Below are 18,891 nucleotides of genomic sequence, written 5' to 3'. Positions count from 1 at the left end.
ATTCATGGCGTCAGGCTGATTTGGGAATTTGGCTCCATCCCCCGCCCTCTTGTCGTGCCACTAGGCAAACTACTCTGGCTACCTGTGTTGTTCGTGCTGATTCCTGCCGTATGGAATTGCTTTTATATCTACGCAGCCCGGACATTCGCAAAGAAGTGATGCCGACAGTTGCAGGCCTATGTAGAACGACTCTGCCACAACGCTCTCACTCCCCGACCGCCAGGCACTTCAAAACCTTCATATCTCGGGCAAACAGCCTCCCATTCGCCAGCGCCGGCAGCGGCTGCGTCGTGGTTTCGAACAACTGCGTTTCCGCGAGTGCCTCATAACCCTGCGGTGACGGTTGAAACAGCACCAGTTGGCCGCTCGTCTTGAGCGCCAGCGCCTTGTCGCCGGCCAGCACCAGCGTGGCGACGCCGTAGCCTTCCTCGGTCCATTTCACGTTGCCGTCCACCGGGTTGAAGCAGCGGAGCCGCGCCACGCCCACGTCTTCGCGCCCGTCGACGCCATAGAGTAACCCGTCTTTCGCGATACACGTCGCGTATTGGCTCGACATCACGTCGTCGCGCCGCCAGAGTTCTTTCGCTCCGTTTGCATCCATCTGCGCCGCCACCGCGCCGACGCCGTAGCTGGCCGAGCAGAATAATAGATCGCCCAGCACCAGCGGCGTAGCGGCGTTTACCGTCGGTCCGGATCTGCCGAACGGGAATTGAAACAATACGTGCCCGTTCTCCGGCGCGATCGCCACTACGTTCATGCGCGTGACGAATAGCGCCCGCGCCTTTCCGCCCAACGTGACCAACGTCGGCGCGGCGTAGCTGGCTTCGTCGTTTGTGGCGGTCCACAATGTTTTGCCGTCGCTCACGGCCAGCGCGACGATCCCCGCCGCCGCTTTGCCCCCCACGTTCACCAGTACGCGATCCCCGACGACCAGCGGCGCGCTGCCGACGCCGAAGTACGCGTCGCGGACCTTGTAATCTTCGTTGAGCGCGCGGGACCACAAAGCCTTACCGTCAGTCAAGGCGACGCAATGCAAGTCGCCGGCGGCGCCCAGGAGAAACACGCGGTCGCCGGCAATCGTCGGAACGCAGCGCGGGCCGTTGTCGGCGTGATAGCCGCCGGCGTAACTGGCCGGAAACGCGGTGCGCCATTGCGGGGCGCCATCCGCCGCGGCGAGGCACTCGACAACCTCCTCGTCCCCCACGCGATGAAACAGAATCACGCGCTCGCCCATCACGGCCGGCCCGGCCAGCCCGGCGCCGACTTCGCGCTGCCATAACAGCTTCGGCCCATTGCCCGGCCATGTCGCGGCCAACCGCTCGTCAACGGCGATGCCATTCCGCGCCGGGCCAAGAATCTGCGGCCAATCGCCGGCTTTCACCATCGTTGAGGAAAGCAAAAACGATTCGGCAAGAATCGACGCGAGCAAAACGCAGCGTGCGAAGGAATTCACAAGGCAACTCCAGCATGACGGGGGACGATCAATAGAGTAGCGTGTGGGCCGCCTCCTCGCTAAGCTACGGCGCGGTAGTTCACTCAAAAAACATCTCCACGTAGGAGTTTCCGGGATGCAGCAGCTTGTTCGTTTCGCCGACGCCGAGGGGCAACCGCAACTGGGCATTTTGGAATCGCAACGCGTCTTTCCGGTCGCCGCCGTACGGCCCGAGTTGCGGCTGTTCGATGTGCTCGAAGACGCCGAGCCGGCACGGGTCGTGGCAGAGCTACGGGAATCGCTCAGTGAGTGGATCGCACTTGAGGACGTGCGGCTGCTGGCACCCATCGATAACCAGGAAGTCTGGGCGGCCGGCGTCACGTACAAGCGCAGCCAAAAGGCGCGGATGGACGAATCCGAAGGGGCCGCGCGCTTCTACGACATGGTCTACACCGCGCCGCGCCCGGAGTTGTTCTTCAAAGCGACGCCGCATCGCGTCGCTGGCCCGGAGCAACCTGTCCGCATCCACAGCGACTCGAAGTGGAACGTGCCGGAGCCGGAATTCACGCTGGTGCTCAATTCGCGTTTGGAACTGGTCGGCTACACCATTGGCAACGACATGAGTTCCCGAGATATCGAGGGCGAAAACCCGCTTTATCTGCCGCAAGCCAAGGTCTACGACGGCTGCTGCGGGCTCGGTCCGGCCGTCACCTTGATCGACGACCTACCGCCGCTTCCGGAAGTCGGCATCCGCTTGAAGATCACCCGTGCCGGCGCGGAAGCGTTCTCGGGTCGCACCGATCTGGGACAAATGGCCCGTACGTTCGACGATCTGATCGGCTACCTGGGCCGCGACAACTCCTTCCCGAACGGGGCCTTTCTGCTCACCGGCACTGGCCTGGTGCCGCCGAACGAGTTCACACTGGCGGTCGGCGATATCGTGGAAATCGAGATCGACGCCATCGGTCGCCTGATGAACCCGGTTGAACAGGGATAGGCAGGCATAGCGCCGCTAAGCCCAGGGAAGGCCCTCGAAGTCTTCTCTGTCTTCTCGGGACTTTGGTGGCCTTCCCTGGGCTTGGAGCAAGTTGCGCAGTAGCAGCACCCCCCGGTCTCCCTTGACGCCCCGACGCGGGGGCTTCTATACTTCGCGCAATCGCTTTTGTGGGGCCGCTTTGCGCGCGTCCCGAGGGTCTCTTTCGCGTCCTGAGTTTGGCTATGAAATCTGAGCGCCGTCACGAGTTGAAGGAAAACGAGTTGGCCGACTGGCTGGAGAAGTCGATCGACGCCGTCGCCCCTTATACCAAAGCGATCCTGGGCGGCATCGTGGCATTGGTCGTGCTGTTTCTGGCCTATTCCTTCTGGCAGAGTCAGGCGGAAGCTGCCGAGCAGGCCAATTGGGACCAGTTCTACGCCGCTGCCGAGGCGACCGACGCCGAGGCCGAAATGGTCAAGGTCGCCGAGGCCCTTCCGAAGGAACCGGCCGGCCTCTGGGCGCGGCTTTACGCGGCCGATCGCCAGCTCGCGGAAGGGACGCAAAACTTGTTCAACAACCGCGCCGCGGCGCGGCCGAAACTCAAAGAATCGGCGGCGAACTACCACGCCGTCGCGGAAAACGCCGCCGGCAAGTACGCAGCTCTGGTCGAGCGAGCCACTTATGGCGAAGCCAAGGCGTACGAAGCCCTCGGAGAAAAAAGCGATCTGGACGCCGCGCAAAAGCTTTATCAGCAACTCGTCGAACAATACGCCGGCGGGGCTTTGGCGGCCGACGCCGAGCGACGCGTCGCGGATTTGAAGCGTCCGGCCACGAAGGAGTTCTACGATTGGTTCGTGACAGCCACCCCGCTGCCGCCGCCATCCGCCGGCACGCCGGGCATTGGACCGGCCTTCGATCCCTCGAACGTGCCAACACCGCCGTCGGACACCCCCACGACGGTCGAACCTGGCTTCGATCCGTTCCAGCAGGATGGCGCCAAGGCCCCGCAAACGGACGTTGCGCCGGTCGATTCTGGCCTCCCGACCGAAACTCCGCAGCCGTAGTAGCCGCTCCCTGCCACGAGCCAGTGATCCCATCCACTGCTTGCGCAATCTTTGCGCAGGGCAAAAACATGGCACAAGATTTTTGGAGATTCTCCTAGCGTCCCCCCTGATTGTTGGTTTCTAATTCCCCCCCGACTACCTATACTTTAGGCGTCATCGCCTCGCGCCCAGGCGTTCAACGAAGGCGCACGGCAATTCGCTGAGGGGGATGCTTTTCGCATGATTCGCTTGAGCGCGCTCCTGTTCTTCGCGTTGGCGATGGTTTGCCTGCCGGGCTGCGGCGGGAACAAGGTTCAAGGTTTGCCGACCGACGAACAGAACATGAAGGCCATCGCGCTCTTGTACGGCGAGTTCAGTTCGTCGAAGCGGAAGCCTCCGGCCAACCTGGAGGAGTTCAAGAAATACCTGGAAGCGACCAAGGCTAATCCAGCGGCAGTGATCACCTTTGAAGGCGACGTTGAGACTTTCCTGACTTCACCCCGCGACAAGAAGCCCTATGTGTTTATTTGGAACGTGACGCCCCAAGTGGGGAAGTATGATCCGATCGCCTATGAGCAAGAGGGCGACGGCGACAGCCGCTTAGCGGCGTTTGGCGGCGGGTCTGTCGTGGATCTCGATCCCGAGCAGTTCAAGCAACTCGTGCCGAACGCCAAATAGCGCCCATTCGACACTTTACTGCATCCAAGAACAGGATTGAAACGTACCAACTGATCGAGAGCTGCTCGGCGCGGGCAAGGCGGCGGCGGTTCATTGTCCGTGGCGGGCTGGTGTCGGAGACTACTTTTCCAAGCCTCAGTTCATTCGAAGAAGGAGAGCCTCATGCCTCGTGGCTCAACGCGCCGATCCGCCGGGTTTACGTTGGTGGAATTGCTGGTGGTGATCGCCATCATTGGCATTTTGATTGCATTGCTGTTGCCCGCGTTGCAGGTGGCGCGCGAAGCCGCTCGCCGGACGCAATGCACGAACGGGCTGAAGCAGATGACGCTGGCGATGCACACCTTCGAATCGAGCAACAAATCCTGGCCGCAAGGCGGGACCGATCCCTGGCCATTGCCATGGTACGATCCAAAAAATCCGGCCCACCAGGCCGAGTACAAAGCACAGTTCTACCCGTCAACACCGATCCCGTCAGACGCGCCGAAAATCATGGGCATGAGTTGGGCCTTTGCCATCCTGCCTCACATCGAGCAATTGGGGCTTTCCAAACTGCCGGACGAGAACCAGATGGCCAGTGTGGCCGTGCCGTTCTATTTTTGTCCCTCGCGCCGGGCGCCAGCCGCGCAACAAACCAATTCTCGCTCGGGCGTGACCTATCGCTATCTGATTGACTATGCGGCTGCGGTGCCGACGAAAATTGGGCAATCGCGTGGCGGACCGGTGTTGCAATTGGAGGGAGACGGCGCCGTTGACGCGTTCTGGGGCGGATCAGCATACACGCATACCATTGGTCCCAGGAGTCCCACCAGGGTATTCAATGGTATCGTGACGAGGACCTGGATCGCGAAGCCCACCACGTATGCGAAGATCAAGGACGGGGCGTCCAACACGATGGTGCTCAGCGAGAAACGGCTTGCTCGTCTCGAGTACGAGACCGGCGAGTGGCACGACGACCGTGGTTGGACCGATGGCTGGGATCCAGACGTAATGCGTTCGACGGGCTTCGCTCCGCTCCCGGATGGTGAAGGAAGGACATCCTCGTCGGCCGGCACAGGAGCTGGGTTCGATGGATTCCTCGGCTATCGCTTCGGCTCGGCGCATACGTCCGGGATTAACGCCGCGTTCGCGGACGGCCGCGTAACGCACATCGACTACGCCGTCGATCGTAACGTCTTTGCCTACTTGGGCGACCGCCGCGACGGCGTGGCATTTGAGTTGAAGTACTAGACGATACGTCGCTGAAAGCAAGACATCAGCATAAGCGAGGGCCGGCAACGGCTCTCGCTTTTTTGTTGCGCCAGAGTGGTCAGCAACTACCGAAACAAGCCCGCCAGCGCCAATTCGAAGTCCGGAATCAAGTCCGCTAGAGTCACCGTGGCGCTAGCGTCGAAGGTGCGGGCCTCGGTGTTGGCGCGATGTTCGGTGAGCGACTTCGACTGCGGGTCGACGACCCAAACGCATTGCACGCCGGCCCGCAGGTAATCGTTCACCTTGCGTGCGAGGTACTTGCGCGTGTCGTTCTTGCTAACGACTTCGACGACCAGCGCGGGGATGGTCTCCAGGTAACCTTCCGGCGTAAGCTGTACGGGCAACTGCGCGCTGGAGATAAAAGCGGCGTCCGCGCCGACCACGCGGTCCGGATTGCGGCGCAGTACGATGCCAACTTCGCCGCAACTGGCGAGACCGTGGCCACGATCTTCACCCTGTTGCCGGAGTGCCGCGACAATCCCGCTTTCGACGGAACCATGTAAGAAACCGGGCGGCGACATGGAGATAAGTACTCCGTCATCAAGTTCGTAGTGGACTGGGCCAGAAGGCAGCTCCGCTGGCAGTTCCGCCAGATCGGCGGCGGTCATGAGCCGTGGCGCATAGTCCGTCACCGGCGTGAGCGGCACGTAAGCGGCGGGGTGATCAGTAGCCATGCATAGGTCTCCACATTGCGAACTTCAGCATATCATACCCGCGGGGACGGCGTCACGCTTTCACTCCGCCGGGCCATTCGACCTTTGAAATCGCCGCCAGCGCCAACACCAGCGACTGCGTACCGCTGCGGCCGTGGCCTTGGGCCTTGAGGGCGATGTAGAGTTGCTCCGCCAAGGCCAGGCCCGGCAACGCCAGGTCCATGCGCCGGGCCTCGGCCAAGGCGATGCCCATGTCCTTGATGAAATGCTCGACGTAAAAGCCGGGCTTGAAATCGCCGTTAATCATCCGGGGGCCGTAGTTGGCGAGCGACCAACTCCCGGCCGCGCCGGGTCCGACCGATTGCAGCACCGTGTTCAGATCGAGGCCGGCGCGGTGTGCATAGAGCAGCGCTTCGCAGACGCCGATCATGCCGGTGGCGATCAGCGTTTGATTGACCATCTTCGTGTGCTGTCCGGCGCCGGCGGGGCCCTGATGCACAATCGTCTTGCCCATCGCTTCCCAGCACGGCTGCAGCGCGGCGACCACCTGGGCGTCGCCGCCGATCATGATGGAGAGCCGCGCTTCGCGCGCGCCGATGTCGCCGCCGGAAACCGGCGCGTCCACCGCGTGGACGCGGCGTTCCTTCGCGCGCTCGGCGATTTCTACCGCTAGCGACGGTTCGCTGGTGGTCATGTCAACCAGGATGGCGCCCGCCTTCGCGCCCGCCAGCGCGCCGTCGTCGCCGAGCAACACTTCGCGAACATCGCGCGGATAGCCGACGATCGAGAACACGACGTCGGACTTTTCGGCAAGTGCGCGCGGCGTGTCGGCCCATGCGGCGCCTTTAGCGATGAGCGGCTCGGCCTTGGCCCGTGTGCGATTGGTGACCGTGACGGCGAACCCCTTGGCAAGCAAGTGGCCGCACATACTGGATCCCATCACGCCGGTTCCAATCCAACCAAGCCGGGCCTTTCCGGGAGCAATTTCAGGCAGGGACATGAGTCGTCTCGATGAGTTGATTGGGAAGTTTGCCCGCGAAACACGCGAAATGTCGCGAAAAGAGGAGGAGGGATTTTGGCCGCGACACGTACACGAGATTCGGAATCGCAATTCGGATCGGATTTACGACAGCCTACTGATTGCGAAATAGGCGTTTTCCCCGAATTCTTTTGTGTGTTTCGCGTGTTTCGCGGGCACTAAGGCCTTCTCCGCCAGAGCGTATAATTGCCGCCGGTGGTGATCTTATCAAAATCGGCGGGGAGCGCGCCGGTCGTGGTGACGAGCCAAGTTACGTCCTCGGCGACGGCTTCCTTGGTCGACGCATTGTTCACCGGCCGATCGATCGAGAGTTGGAACATTGCCCGTTCGTGATCGCGGCCGTCGAGTTGCCATGCCACGGGGCCGGCCTGGACGTCGATCGACTGCGCCAGGCGATCGAGCGCCGGCCATTCCGCGTTATCGCGACGGGCTTCCGGCCGATCATTCGCCAGCCAATAGCCAACGGCCACGATCGCGTGCGTGATCAAACTTAGCCAGGCGACCCGGCGGCGCAGCGCGGGGACCTCGGGTAGGGCGAAATAAAGTCCGATCAACCAGACGGGCGCCAACGGGGCGAGGAAGCGAATTCCTTCATCGAAGGGCCACACGACATAAAGTGCAACGTAGAACGGCGCGATGCATAAGAACGTGTCAGGATTGCGGCGCAACATGCGCACGGCCCCGTAGACCACGGCGAGCGCGGTCGCCGCATACAGCGAAAAATTCAACCAGCCCGAGGTACTGGCGTCCGGCGCGGCTTTGAACATGCCCGGCAGCGCCACCCGTCCAATCTCGCTGATGCGCAACACCAGGCCTGTGCGCACCTGCGCGGGGAACGACTGGGAATCGGCGGCCAGAAAATCCGCATAGGTGCGGGCGTCCTCCACCGCAGTGGCGCGCTCGTATGCACCCAATCCCGCCACGGCCGCCAACGCCGGCACGGCGACCAGCGCCAGCACCATCGCCGCACGCCGCCATGATGCGCCGCTTCGAGACGTCGTAACGCCGAGTGCGATGGCAAAGCCGGGGAGCGTCGTCAGACCGGCCTGACGCGTGAGACAGACCATCGCCAGCGCGACGCCCGCGCCGAGCGCCGCGCGTACGGGAAGGCGTTCGACGGTAGCGGCGCGCACGTGTTCGAGCAACAGCACGGTGACGACCATCGCCGGCATAAAAAGCGCTTCGCTCAACGTGCGACGAAGCAGGATGCCAACGCTGGCATTGATCACGCACGTGGCGGCAATCAGCGCGGCGTCGTCGGGAGCGAACCGCGAGATCCACGACCTCGTGGAGAACAGCAAGGCCACGCCGAGCGCCGCGTTCAACAGCGATAGGGCGAGGATCGGACGGTCGCTGATCCAATACAAGGGCGCAATCAGAAACGAATAGCACGGCGCGAAGAAAAGCTGCTGCTGACCGAGATTCGTGGGCGCGCCCTGTTGGGCCAGCGACCGGGCGATCGACAAGTACGACGCCCCGTCCCGCGTGACGTACCAATCGGAACTCACTTGCGCGAACAAGAGCAGACACGCGGCCGCCATGACCACGCGGTTGGCCTGATCGCGCCGGGTTGACGAGGAACCTAGAGTTTCTGACTGACTCGGATGCCGCAAGTGGGCGCCTTTCGGTGAGCGGGGAACGCCCACGAGTTTAGCCGTTCGCACCGGATGCGACGACCTGTCGCGCCCAGGTGATAGGACCGGCACAGGGGGCTCAATCCGCGGCCGGTCATCTGGGTGCTAGCGGTCGCGCCATCCATTGCTTGACGAATTGCGACCCCTGGCACAGACTGCTGTGACACCTTATTTCGGGGCAGAAAATGGCGCAAAACAACTATGAGTCCCTGCTGGGACGCATCCGGGAAAAGACCGCCAAGGTCGGCATCGTCGGGCTAGGCTATGTCGGGCTGCCGCTGGCGCGGGCTTTCATCGACGGCGGCTATCCGGTGATGGGTTTCGACGTCGATCAACGCAAAGTCGATCGGTTGCTGGCAGGCGAGAGCTACATCGGCCACATTACCTCGGAATGGATCGGCGATTGCGTGAAGCGAAAACGCTTCGAGCCGACCGCTGACATGAAGCGCCTGTCCGAGGCCGACGCAATCCTGATCTGCGTCCCGACCCCCTTGAGCGAGAGCCGCGACCCGGACTTGAGCTACATCGAAGGTACGGCGAAGTTCATCGCCGCCGCCCTGCGTCCGGGCCAATTGATCGTGCTCGAAAGCACCACCTATCCTGGCACCACGCGGGACGTGGTGCTGCCGATTCTCGCCGCGGGCGGCCTCAAAGCCGGCGAGGATTTCTTCCTCGCCTATAGCCCGGAGCGCGAAGACCCGGGTAATCCGCAGTTCGCCGCTGGCAATATCCCGAAGGTCGTCGGCGGGCTGGAACCCAAGAGCCTCGACCTGGCCGATCGCCTGTACGGCGCGGTCGTGGTGAAGACGGTTCCGGTTTCGAGCTGCGAAGTCGCCGAAGCCACCAAGATTCTGGAAAACACCTACCGCGCGGTCAACATCGCGCTCGTCAACGAGCTCAAGCTGTTGATGCAGCGAATGGGTATCGACGTTTGGGAAATCATCGACGCGGCGAAAACCAAGCCGTTCGGTTTCCAGGCGTTCTACCCCGGCCCCGGGTTGGGCGGCCACTGCCTGCCGATCGATCCGTTCTATCTGAGCTGGGTCGCGCGGAAACACGGGATGCAGACGCGGTTCATCGAACTGGCGGGTGAGATCAACACCTCGATGCCGACGCGCGTCGTGGAACGCACAGCGCTTGCCCTCAACGACGCCGGCAAGCCGGTGCGCGGCAGCAAGATTTGTATTCTCGGCGTGGCCTACAAAAAGGACGTGGACGACCCCCGCGAAAGCCCGGCGTTCGAGCTGATGGAAATGCTCGGCGATCGCGGCGCAAAGCTCAGCTACAGCGATCCGCACGTTTCGCGACTGCCGAAGATGCGAGACCATCCGATGCCCGATCTGGCGAGCGAAGCGTTGACGCCGGAATTCCTGGCCTCGCTCGACGCCGCCCTGATCGTCACGGATCACACCGGCTTCGACTACGCCGAAATCGTCAAGCACGCCCCGCTGGTGATCGACACCCGCAACGCGACCCGCGCCGTCGGCGTCGGTCGCACGAACATCGTACATGCTTAAGTTGAAACACTTTTCACCGCAGAGGCGCAGAGGGAAGTGGGGGAATTTCGAAATCCGACATTCCATCCACGGCTCCTGCGACGCGGCGCACATTCACATACCTTTGGTTGAAGACAATCCATGTCCGAACGCTATCTCGTCACCGGCTGTGCCGGCTTTATCGCTTCCGGAGTTTGCCGGCGTCTGCTGGAAGCTGGACACGAAGTGTTCGGCATTGATACGCTGAACGACGCTTACGATCCTCGCTTGAAACATTGGCGGCTCAAGCAATTAGAAGGGCGCGCGGGCTTCACCTTCGCGCCGATCGACATCACGGATCGCGTGGCGCTGGCGGGAGTGTTCGCTGGCGATCGCCCCTTCGGCGGTGTGTTGAATCTCGCTGCGCGGGCCGGCGTCCGGCAGTCGGTGGCCAATCCCTGGGTGTACCAGTCGACCAACGTCGAAGGCACGCTCAACCTGTTGGACCTATGCCAACAGCACGGGACGAAGCGATTTATTCTTGCGTCGACGTCAAGTCTTTACGGCGGCCACAACACAGTGCCGTTCAGCGAAGACGCCGACGTCACGCGCCCGCTGTCTCCTTACTCGGCCAGCAAATTGGCCGCCGAAGCGCTGGCGTACACGTACTATCATCTGTTCGGCTTGCATGTCACTTCGCTGCGGTTCTTCACGGTCTACGGTCCCGCAGGCCGGCCGGACATGAGCATGTTCCGCTTCGTGCGAAATATCAGCGAAGGAGATCCGATCGTCGTCTTCGGCGACGGCAGCCAGGAACGCGACTTCACGTATGTCGACGACATCGCCCGCGGCGTCTGCGCGGCCCTTAAGCTGGAAGGGCATCACACGATCAATCTCGGCAGCGATCGGCCGGCCAAACTCCGCACGATGATCGACACCATCTCCCGGATGGTCGGGCGCGAGGCGAAAATCGACTATCGCCCCATGCACCCCGCCGACGTCCCAGCCACCTGGGCGGACATTACCCGAGCGCGCACCGAGTTGGACTGGGCGCCGCAGATGTCCTTCGAAGACGGGCTGAAAGCGGCCGTGGAGTGGTATCAGGCCCAACGCTCCTGGGCGAAAGATCTTTCGCTCGGCGACGTGTAGTCGAGTTACGACACCAACCCGACGCGCAAGCGAGGGAGAGAAGTCGTCATTCAGCGGATGCCGTGGTCAAGACAGCGTCTCCGTTCCCGTCTGGCGATTGGCCGGGAAGTGTCGTTTCCGTTGGCTCGGGCGGCAAAGTTTTTGCGCCAAACCAGCGCACGATCACGTAGTAGAACACTGGCGTCAGGAAGATTCCGAACAGGGTGACGCCAAGCATGCCGGAGAACACGGCGATGCCGAGCGTGCTGCGCATTTCGGCGCCGGCCCCGACAGCCAGGGCAAGTGGCACCACGCCCAGGATGAACGCCAGAGAGGTCATGATGATCGGCCGCAGGCGCAAGCGGCAGGCCTCGACCGTGGCTTCCCAGGGCGGTACGCCTTGAGCGGATTTTCCTTTGGCGAATTCCACAATCAAAATCGCGTTCTTGCTCGCCAATCCGACCAACACCACAAAGCCAATCTGCACGAAAATGTTGATGTCCATGCCGGCCATGGCGACGCCGACGACCGAGCAGAGCAGGCACATCGGCACGACAAGAATTACTGCTAGGGGTAAACTGAGGCTTTCATACTGGGCGGCAAGAACCAGAAACACCAGCACGACGGCCACGGCAAAGACGACGATCGCCGTATTGCCCGCACGGATTTGCAAGAGCGTGAGTTCTGTCCATTGCAGGTTCATGCCTTGCGGCAGCTCGCGCTCGCCAACACCTTCGACGCTCTTGATCACGTCACCGGAACTGACTCCGGGGAGCGAACCGCCATTGACGGCCGCGGCGGTGACGCCGTTATAGCGGATGACCAGCGCCGGTCCGCCCCGCTCGCTAACATGCGTGACGCTGCCCAGCGGCACCATCTCGCCGTTGACGTTGCGCACCTTGAACTGCCGTACCTGTTCGGGGGACAACCGAAAGCGCGGGTCCGCTTGCAGGTTGACCTGCCAGGTGCGGCCGAACTGGTTGAAGTCGTTCGTGTAATATCCGCCGAGGTAGAGCTGGAGCGTGAGGAACACCTCGTTGAGCGAAATGCCCATCGCCTTGCAGCGTTCGCGATCCACGTCGACATACATCTGCGGCGTTTCGGAACGAAAGGCGCTGAACAGGCCGACGAGTCCTGGCTCTTCGTTGCCGACAGCCGCGACGGCATCGGCCGTTTCTTGCAGCGAATTGAGACCGAGCGCGGCGACGTCTCGCACCATCACTTTGAAACCGCCGGCGCTGCCCAGACCGTCGACCGCCGGAGCGCCGAAGACGGCGACCGACGCTTCCTGAACCTCTCTGTAACACGCGGCTCGAAGCTTGGCGGCAATGGCATCGGCGCCTAACTCGCTGCCATGGCGGCGATGGAATTCGTCGAGCACGACGTACACCGTGCCATAATTCGAGCCGATCGCGTTTTGCACGATGGACTGGCCGGAGATGGTGATCGTATGGGCGACGCCCGGGATGCCGCTTCCAGACGCATGGCCTTGATCATCCTGGGGCTCGTTGTCGTCGCCACGGTTCTCGGCCTGATGGCCCTCGCCGCGGGCGATCTGCTCGACCTGCGCCATCACCGCTTGCGTGCGTTCGAGTGAAGCGGAATCGGGAAGCCGAACGTCGACAAGCAGATATCCTTTATCCTGCGAAGGAATGAATCCGGTCGGCACATGCGTGAAGCTGAAATAGGTGAGGTAGAGCAATCCGCCGTAGACCGCCAGCACGATGAAGCTGACGCGCAGCAATCCGCCCACGGCTCGGCTGTAGACGTTTGCCGACTTCTCAAAGCCGACGTTGAACAGCTTGAAGAACCAACCAAGCCCAAGATTGAGGACGCGTGACAGCGGATCGCGCTGCTCGTGCTTGGGTTTGAGCAACAGGGCGCACAGCGCGGGACTCAACGTCAGCGAGTTGACCGCCGAGAAAAACGTCGAGACGGCGATCGTTAACGCAAACTGCCGGAAGAATTGGCCCGTAATTCCGGAGATAAACGCACATGGGATGAAGACGCACATCAGCACTAGGGAGATGGCGATGATCGGTCCGGTGACTTCGCCCATCGCTTTTTCAGCCGCCAGCTTGGGAGCAAGTCCGTGCTCAAGATGGTGCTCGACCGCTTCGACCACCACGATCGCGTCGTCGACCACGATGCCGATCGCCAGCACCAGGCCAAACAGCGAGAGATTGTTGAGGCTGAATCCTAAGCCCATCATCACGGCAAACGTGCCGACGATGGCCACCGGCACAGCGATCAGCGGAATGATGGTTGCGCGCCAGGATTGCAAAAAAGCCAGCACCACGATGGCGACGAGGATGATAGCGTCGCGCAGGGCCTTGAAGACCTCGTGAATCGATTCGTTGATGAACGGCGTGGTGTCGTAGACGATCGCGTAGTCGAGGTCAGGCGGAAAACTCCTTTTCAGCTCATCCATGCGAACGCGAATCGAATCAGCCGTGGCCAGCGCGTTCGAGCCAGGTTGCTGGAAAATGCCCAGGCCGATCGAGGGCTGTCCGTCGAGACTGCAGGACGTGTCCTCTGTTTTTGCGCCGAGCTGAATTCCACCGTAGTCGTTCCCGGCATCGTCATTGCGAACGTCCGTCACCAGGTCGCGCATGCGCGTGAGCTGCCCATCGGCGCCTGTCTTGACGATAATGTTGCCGAACTCTTCGGGGTCGGTAAGTCGCCCGAGCGTGCTCAGCGTGTATTGAAACGCCTGACCCTCGGGGACCGGCGGGCGGCCGATGGATCCAGCGGCGACTTGGACGTTCTGCTCGCGGAGCGCCGCGACGACATCGCTGGCCGACAAGTCGCGGGCGGCCATATGGTCAGGGTCGAGCCAGGCCCGCATACTGTAATCGAGCTGACCCAGATAGGTGACGTCGCCGACCCCTTTGATCTGGGCGAGCTCATCGCGGATCTGAATCGTGGCATAATTGCTCAGATAGAGCTGATCGTATGTCCCCTGGGGCGAAACGAGATTCACCACCAGCAGGATGCTCGGGGACTTTTTCTTCACGCTGACGCCGGTTTGTTTGACCTCGCTCGGAAGTGTCGGCAGCGCCAGATTCACGCGGTTCTGGACGAGCACTTGCGCCATATCGAGGTTTACGCCGACCTCGAATGTGACGGTCAGGTTGTAACCGCCGTCGTTGGTGCTCTGCGAGCTCATGTAGAGCATGTTCTCAACGCCGATCACCTGCTGTTCGATCGGCGCGGCCACCGTGTCGGCGACTACTTTTGAGCTGGCTCCAGGATAAAAGCAGCTCACCTGGACCGTCGGCGGAGTGATCTCGGGGTACTGCGCAACAGGGAGCAGACCGACTGCAATTCCGCCGGCGAGTGTGACGATGACCGAGATTACAGCCGCAAAGATTGGCCGCGAGATGAAGAATTTAGCCACGGCGCTTATCGCTCCTGGGAAGTACCACGCCGTTGAACCTTCGAAACCACCGAGTCGGCCGGCTTTGAATCGCCCACGGCGGCCTGTTCGACCGGCGGGGACTCAGCAACCGGCGGAGCGGCCTCCGCGAGCTCGGCTTCGACTTTTTGCCCCGGCTTGACTCGCTGCAAGCCTTTGACAATCACCCGTTCGCCCGATTTAAGTCCGGCAGTGATGACGCGCATCTCGTCGCGCTGCCCGCCGAGCGTAACTGTGCGCCGCGTGGCTGTGCCGTCGTCGCCCACGACATAGACGAATTTGATGTTCTGGTCGGTTGCCAGCGACCGTTCCGGAACGAGCATTGCTTCGTACGGCTTGCTGACGGGAACTCGCACCCGGACGAAGAGACCGCTGACGAGCGCGCGATCGTCGTTTTTGAAAACGCCACGGATTCTGGCGGTGCCGCTGCTCGCATTGACTTCGGCCGAGGCAAAGTCGAGCTGGCCTTCGTGCAAAAACTCCTTTTCGTCCGCCAGCTTGACGAAACAGGACATGTGCTGCTCGCGCAAGCTGCCGGGCGCCGTTTCACTGGTACTGGATCGTTGCCGCATATAGCGGAGCAGTGATCGTTCGTCGACGTCGAAGTAAACGTACATGGGCTGCTCTTTGACGATCTTGGTAAGCAGCGTTCCGGAGCCCATTCCGCCAGAGAGAAGATTCCCCTTCGTGACCAGCGCTCGGTCAATGCGTCCATCGATTGGCGCATTGAGCACGGTGTATTTCAGATCGACGGCGGTGCGGTTAGCGTCGGCCTGAGCGGCGGTAATCTGAGCTTCCTCCTCTTGCACGGCTGCGACCGTTTCCTCGTATTCCTCCTGGCTGACGTTTTTTGACTTCACCAATATTTCATTCCGGGCAAGCTTCGATTTCGCCAACGCGAGCTTGGCTTTGTGCAATTCGACGCGGGAAAGGGACTGCTCATGGATCGCTTGGTACTCGTCAGGCTCGATCGTAAAGAGCGTTTGTCCTTCCTTCACAAAGTCGCCGTCACTGAATTCGACCGTATTAAGATAGCCGAACACCCGCGCGCGCACTTCGACGGCCTCTGACGCCTCCGTCCTGCCGGTGTATTCGTCTGAATCGTAGATCTCCTGCGCAATGACGGGCGTTACCGTCACCTTTGGAATCGGTTGGGCTTTGGTTTCCGGCTGAGCGCGGTTGCAGCCTGGTGCCGCGAGCGAGGTAGCAAATAGCGCAGTGCCCACCACGAATGCCGTGATTCGACTCTCGATCATGATTTGCTCCGCACAAAGGCAGCTCTTGCATCGTCAGCAGCTGTGCCGATCAAGCCAAAGCCCAAGACGTTGGCCTAGCGCGATGCCTCGACGAGTATAGCATCACGATCGTCGGGTTCGATTGCCAATACGCCGCTTTCCAATTGACAAACGCCATCGTTTTCAGCTGAATTTAACTGATACTCGTCCAGGAGGTTGACGGCGTTGGGTTAGTCTATGCCAGGCAGAACGACCGAACTAGCCCCCGCGACGATGCCGATACCACCGCCCCCGACGCTGTCCGAAAGTCCACGCGCGGTTGAACTGAGTAGCCTGTGGGACGCGTCTCTGACGCCGATGCTACAGACTTAGCAGTAAGTCCCCCGTTGTTGCATCAAGCCGTACTTATTCATCGGCGTCGGAGACGCCTCCCATAGTCTCTCTGCTTGCTTGCGTCCCGCCCGGCCCTCAACGACAATAGCCCTGGCCAGGAACACTCGGGGTCAGCACCTTGGAATTGAGGAGACGCACGTCATGCGCCCATATCGCGCTCGCTGGTTCGCCTTGCGCGCCGCCGCTCCGTTGCTCTTTTGCGTCGCGTTGGCGCTCGATGCTTCCGCTGTGTCGATCACTGCCGAACGCGTCGCCAACAACCTATCGCGCCCCGTCTATACCGGTTCGCCGGCCGGCGACAATGGCCGATTGTTCATTGCCGAGCAGCACACCGGCATTATCAAGATTCTCGATCAATCCACCGGCACGATCAATCCGACGCCGTTTCTTGATCTCGGCGGATTGGCGACCGGCAACGAACAAGGCTTGCTCGGCGTGGCGTTTCATCCCGACTTCGCCAACAACGGCAAGTTCTACGTAAGCCTGACAGTTAGCGGCGGCGACACCGAAATCCGCGAGTATCTGGTCGGCGACGATCCGAACGTGGCCGATCCGAACAGCGGCCGCTTGGTCATGGGCTACGATCAGCCGTTCTCGAATCACAACGGCGGCTGGATGGATTTCGGCCCCCATGACGGCTACTTGTACATCGCCTCCGGCGACGGCGGCGACGGCAACGACCCGGGCAATCGCGCGTTGGACATCACCGATCAGAAGCTCGGTAAGCTGCTGCGGATCGACGTCGATGGCAACGACGGCCCCACGGGGCAGTACGGTATTCCGGCCGGCAATCCCTTCGTCGGCGCAACCGGCGACGACGAGATTTGGGCCTTCGGGTTGCGCAATCCCTGGCGCAACGGCTTCGACCGCGAGACCGGCGATCTCTACATCGGCGACGTGGGACAAGGCCAGCGCGAGGAAGTCAGTTTTCAGGCCGCCGATAGCGCCGGCGGCGAGAACTACGGCTGGCGCGTGATGGAAGGCACGTTCTGCGCGAACGGTAATCGCAATCAACCATGCGACGATCCGAGCTTCATCGGCCCGATCCACGAATACAGCCATGTCGGCGGGCCGGACGGCGGGTTTGTGATTACCGGCGGCTATGTCTATCGCGGCGAGGCGATGCCGTTCCTGGACGGCGCGTACTTCTTCGCCGATTTTGCCACCGAGCAAATCTGGACCTTCAAGTACGACGGCGAAACCAAAACGGACTTCCAAAACCGCACCAACGCGATCCATCCCGACACGGGCACCGTCGATCAAATCTCCGCGTTCGGCGAGGACGCCTCGGGGGAACTGTACATCGTCGACCTCGGCGGTCAGATTTACAAACTAGTCCCGCTCTGGGGCGACACCGACGGTGACGGCGAAGTCGGCATCGCCGACCTCAACAACGTCCGCAACAACTTCGGCGGCACGGGCCTCGGAGACACGAACCTCGACGGCATCGTAAACATCGTCGATCTGAACAACGTGCGCAACGACTTCGCCGCCGGACCGGTGGAAAGCGTGCCGGAGCCGGGCGCGGCGTGCCTAGCGTTGACGGGACTGGCCGGCCTGGCTGTGCTTAAGCGTCGTCGCCGTTAATCTGCGGAAGCATCCCTTCCGAACTTCGCCGCGTAGGCCAAGGCTTGCGCGGCGAAATCCAGGCCGATCTCGTCACCAAGCGCCGCGCGGAGCATCGCCGTGATCGACCCCATCTGGCCGCCGCCGATAGCGTGCAGCTCGAACGATCGGGCGTGCAGGATGCCGATGCTGGTCGACGTGACGAACATCTCGCCCGCCTCGCTCGCGCGATCAACGGAGATGTCGGCCTCCTCTGCGGGGATGCCAAGTCTCGCAGCAAGATGTAAAACCACGTCGCGAGTGATGCCCGGCAGGATGTTGCGCGACGTCGGCGTGATTAGCCGTCCGCGTTCCACGCAGAACAGGTTGCCGCTCGTTCCCTCGGTGAGGTAACCGTCAGGATCAAGCAGCGCGGCCATCGCGCCTGGGGATTTTTCTCGGGCCTGCAAGTTCGCTAGTTGAAAATGCACGCGGCTGCGGAACTTGATGTGCGCGTCGAGCAGCGAAGAGGGAATCGAGCGTTGCGCCGGCACGACCAGGTCGACGCCACAGGTATAGCTCGGCGCCAGTTTGGCCAGCTTTTCGTGCATCGGAAAGCAACTCACGAGCACCGTGGGCCGCAGTTCCTCCGGCGCGAACGCTGCGCGAAAATCATCCGCTGGGCCGCGCGATACGTTGTGGATGATGTTCCAATCGACGTCGTCCGCTTCCAGCGGACGATTCCGCTCCAGCGTTTCGAGCGTGATGCGCTCCAAATCGTCGATCGAAAAGCCCGGCTCGATCCGCAAGGCTGCGAGCGAGCGTTGCAGACGTACCAGATGGTCCCGTAGCCGATAAGGCCGCTGCCTTACGGTCCGCGTCACCTCGTAAGCCATGTCCCCCAGCAACAGCGCCGAGTCATAAATCGACAACCGGGCCCCATGTTCAGGAACAAACCGGCCGTTGAAATAGACGATGCGCGACATGGGGGTAT

Annotated in this window: 14 protein-coding genes; 7 read left to right on the top strand and 7 right to left on the bottom strand. The window is 61.7% G+C overall.

All coding sequences use genetic code 11. The features are described from left to right. Positions 1 to 205: 205 nt before the first annotated feature. Positions 206 to 1,453: a PQQ-binding-like beta-propeller repeat protein gene (locus tag SGJ19_14930; GenBank protein ID MDZ4781542.1), complete on the bottom strand. Its 1,248-nt coding sequence runs from the start codon at positions 1,451 to 1,453 to the stop codon at positions 206 to 208. Between the two features lie 115 nt (positions 1,454 to 1,568). Here SGJ19_14930 and SGJ19_14925 point away from each other — a divergent pair, with 115 nt between their 5' ends. From SGJ19_14925 to SGJ19_14910, 4 genes are all read left to right on the top strand, one after another. Continuing rightward, the gene (locus SGJ19_14925; GenBank protein MDZ4781541.1) at positions 1,569 to 2,429 is read left to right on the top strand and encodes a fumarylacetoacetate hydrolase family protein; all 861 of its coding nucleotides are present in this window, start codon (positions 1,569 to 1,571) and stop codon (positions 2,427 to 2,429) included. Positions 2,430 to 2,650: 221 nt separating this feature from the next. Continuing rightward, positions 2,651 to 3,472 carry a hypothetical protein gene (locus SGJ19_14920; GenBank protein ID MDZ4781540.1) on the top strand — a complete coding sequence of 274 codons (822 nt, stop codon included), beginning with the start codon at positions 2,651 to 2,653 and terminating at the stop codon, positions 3,470 to 3,472. A gap of 219 nt (positions 3,473 to 3,691) precedes the next feature. Beyond that, entirely contained in the window at positions 3,692 to 4,129 is a 438-nt protein-coding gene (locus SGJ19_14915; protein MDZ4781539.1) for a hypothetical protein, read from the top strand. Positions 4,130 to 4,291: 162 nt separating this feature from the next. Next, positions 4,292 to 5,356 carry a DUF1559 domain-containing protein gene (locus SGJ19_14910; GenBank protein MDZ4781538.1) on the top strand — a complete coding sequence of 355 codons (1,065 nt, stop codon included), beginning with the start codon at positions 4,292 to 4,294 and terminating at the stop codon, positions 5,354 to 5,356. Positions 5,357 to 5,442: 86 nt separating this feature from the next. Here SGJ19_14910 and SGJ19_14905 read toward each other — a convergent pair whose 3' ends face one another. The 3 genes from SGJ19_14905 to SGJ19_14895 form a co-directional block, all read right to left on the bottom strand. Next, positions 5,443 to 6,051 carry a Uma2 family endonuclease gene (locus SGJ19_14905; protein ID MDZ4781537.1) on the bottom strand — a complete coding sequence of 203 codons (609 nt, stop codon included), beginning with the start codon at positions 6,049 to 6,051 and terminating at the stop codon, positions 5,443 to 5,445. A gap of 52 nt (positions 6,052 to 6,103) precedes the next feature. Continuing rightward, positions 6,104 to 7,030: an NAD(P)-dependent oxidoreductase gene (locus SGJ19_14900; protein MDZ4781536.1), complete on the bottom strand. Its 927-nt coding sequence runs from the start codon at positions 7,028 to 7,030 to the stop codon at positions 6,104 to 6,106. A 197-nt stretch (positions 7,031 to 7,227) separates the two neighbouring features. Next, positions 7,228 to 8,610 carry a hypothetical protein gene (locus tag SGJ19_14895; GenBank protein MDZ4781535.1) on the bottom strand — a complete coding sequence of 461 codons (1,383 nt, stop codon included), beginning with the start codon at positions 8,608 to 8,610 and terminating at the stop codon, positions 7,228 to 7,230. Positions 8,611 to 8,888: 278 nt separating this feature from the next. Here SGJ19_14895 and SGJ19_14890 point away from each other — a divergent pair, with 278 nt between their 5' ends. Continuing rightward, entirely contained in the window at positions 8,889 to 10,220 is a 1,332-nt protein-coding gene (locus tag SGJ19_14890; protein ID MDZ4781534.1) for a nucleotide sugar dehydrogenase, read from the top strand. Positions 10,221 to 10,340: 120 nt separating this feature from the next. Continuing rightward, positions 10,341 to 11,327 carry a GDP-mannose 4,6-dehydratase gene (locus SGJ19_14885; GenBank protein ID MDZ4781533.1) on the top strand — a complete coding sequence of 329 codons (987 nt, stop codon included), beginning with the start codon at positions 10,341 to 10,343 and terminating at the stop codon, positions 11,325 to 11,327. Positions 11,328 to 11,373: 46 nt separating this feature from the next. Here SGJ19_14885 and SGJ19_14880 read toward each other — a convergent pair whose 3' ends face one another. Together SGJ19_14880 and SGJ19_14875 are read right to left on the bottom strand one after the other, a co-directional pair. Continuing rightward, positions 11,374 to 14,706 (bottom strand): multidrug efflux RND transporter permease subunit, encoded by a 3,333-nt coding sequence (locus SGJ19_14880; protein MDZ4781532.1) that lies wholly within the window; start codon positions 14,704 to 14,706, stop codon positions 11,374 to 11,376. A 5-nt stretch (positions 14,707 to 14,711) separates the two neighbouring features. Continuing rightward, complete coding sequence (locus SGJ19_14875) at positions 14,712 to 15,980, bottom strand: efflux RND transporter periplasmic adaptor subunit (protein MDZ4781531.1); 1,269 nt, start codon at positions 15,978 to 15,980, stop codon at positions 14,712 to 14,714. 513 nt (positions 15,981 to 16,493) lie between these two features. Between SGJ19_14875 and SGJ19_14870 the strand changes: the two genes are divergently transcribed. Beyond that, positions 16,494 to 17,939 (top strand): PQQ-dependent sugar dehydrogenase, encoded by a 1,446-nt coding sequence (locus SGJ19_14870; protein MDZ4781530.1) that lies wholly within the window; start codon positions 16,494 to 16,496, stop codon positions 17,937 to 17,939. Here SGJ19_14870 and SGJ19_14865 read toward each other — a convergent pair. Further along, positions 17,936 to 18,883, bottom strand: coding sequence for an aminotransferase class IV (locus tag SGJ19_14865; GenBank protein ID MDZ4781529.1), 948 nt, complete (start codon positions 18,881 to 18,883; stop codon positions 17,936 to 17,938). The two genes, SGJ19_14870 and SGJ19_14865, sit on opposite strands and share 4 nt — an antisense overlap. Positions 18,884 to 18,891 lie beyond the last annotated feature (8 nt).

It is taken from the genome of Planctomycetia bacterium, assembly GCA_034440135.1.
Lineage (GTDB): Bacteria > Planctomycetota > Planctomycetia > Pirellulales > JALHLM01 > JALHLM01.
The sequence above is the reverse complement of the archived record's forward strand: the minus strand, read 5'-3'. Positions and strand labels throughout refer to the sequence as shown.

Bases quoted from the DNA above. Each gene is read 5' to 3' on its own strand.
- SGJ19_14925 (MDZ4781541.1), top strand. From the start codon at position 1,569: ATGCAGCAGCTTGTTCGTTTCGCCGACGCCGAGGGGCAACCGCAACTG.
- SGJ19_14920 (MDZ4781540.1), top strand. From the start codon at position 2,651: ATGAAATCTGAGCGCCGTCACGAGTTGAAGGAAAACGAGTTGGCCGAC.
- SGJ19_14915 (MDZ4781539.1), top strand. From the start codon at position 3,692: ATGATTCGCTTGAGCGCGCTCCTGTTCTTCGCGTTGGCGATGGTTTGC.
- SGJ19_14910 (MDZ4781538.1), top strand. From the start codon at position 4,292: ATGCCTCGTGGCTCAACGCGCCGATCCGCCGGGTTTACGTTGGTGGAA.
- SGJ19_14905 (MDZ4781537.1), bottom strand. From the start codon at position 6,051: ATGGCTACTGATCACCCCGCCGCTTACGTGCCGCTCACGCCGGTGACG.
- SGJ19_14900 (MDZ4781536.1), bottom strand. From the start codon at position 7,030: ATGTCCCTGCCTGAAATTGCTCCCGGAAAGGCCCGGCTTGGTTGGATT.
- SGJ19_14895 (MDZ4781535.1), bottom strand. From the start codon at position 8,610: ATGGCGGCCGCGTGTCTGCTCTTGTTCGCGCAAGTGAGTTCCGATTGG.
- SGJ19_14890 (MDZ4781534.1), top strand. From the start codon at position 8,889: ATGGCGCAAAACAACTATGAGTCCCTGCTGGGACGCATCCGGGAAAAG.
- SGJ19_14885 (MDZ4781533.1), top strand. From the start codon at position 10,341: ATGTCCGAACGCTATCTCGTCACCGGCTGTGCCGGCTTTATCGCTTCC.
- SGJ19_14875 (MDZ4781531.1), bottom strand. From the start codon at position 15,980: ATGATCGAGAGTCGAATCACGGCATTCGTGGTGGGCACTGCGCTATTT.
- SGJ19_14870 (MDZ4781530.1), top strand. From the start codon at position 16,494: ATGCGCCCATATCGCGCTCGCTGGTTCGCCTTGCGCGCCGCCGCTCCG.
- SGJ19_14865 (MDZ4781529.1), bottom strand. From the start codon at position 18,883: ATGTCGCGCATCGTCTATTTCAACGGCCGGTTTGTTCCTGAACATGGG.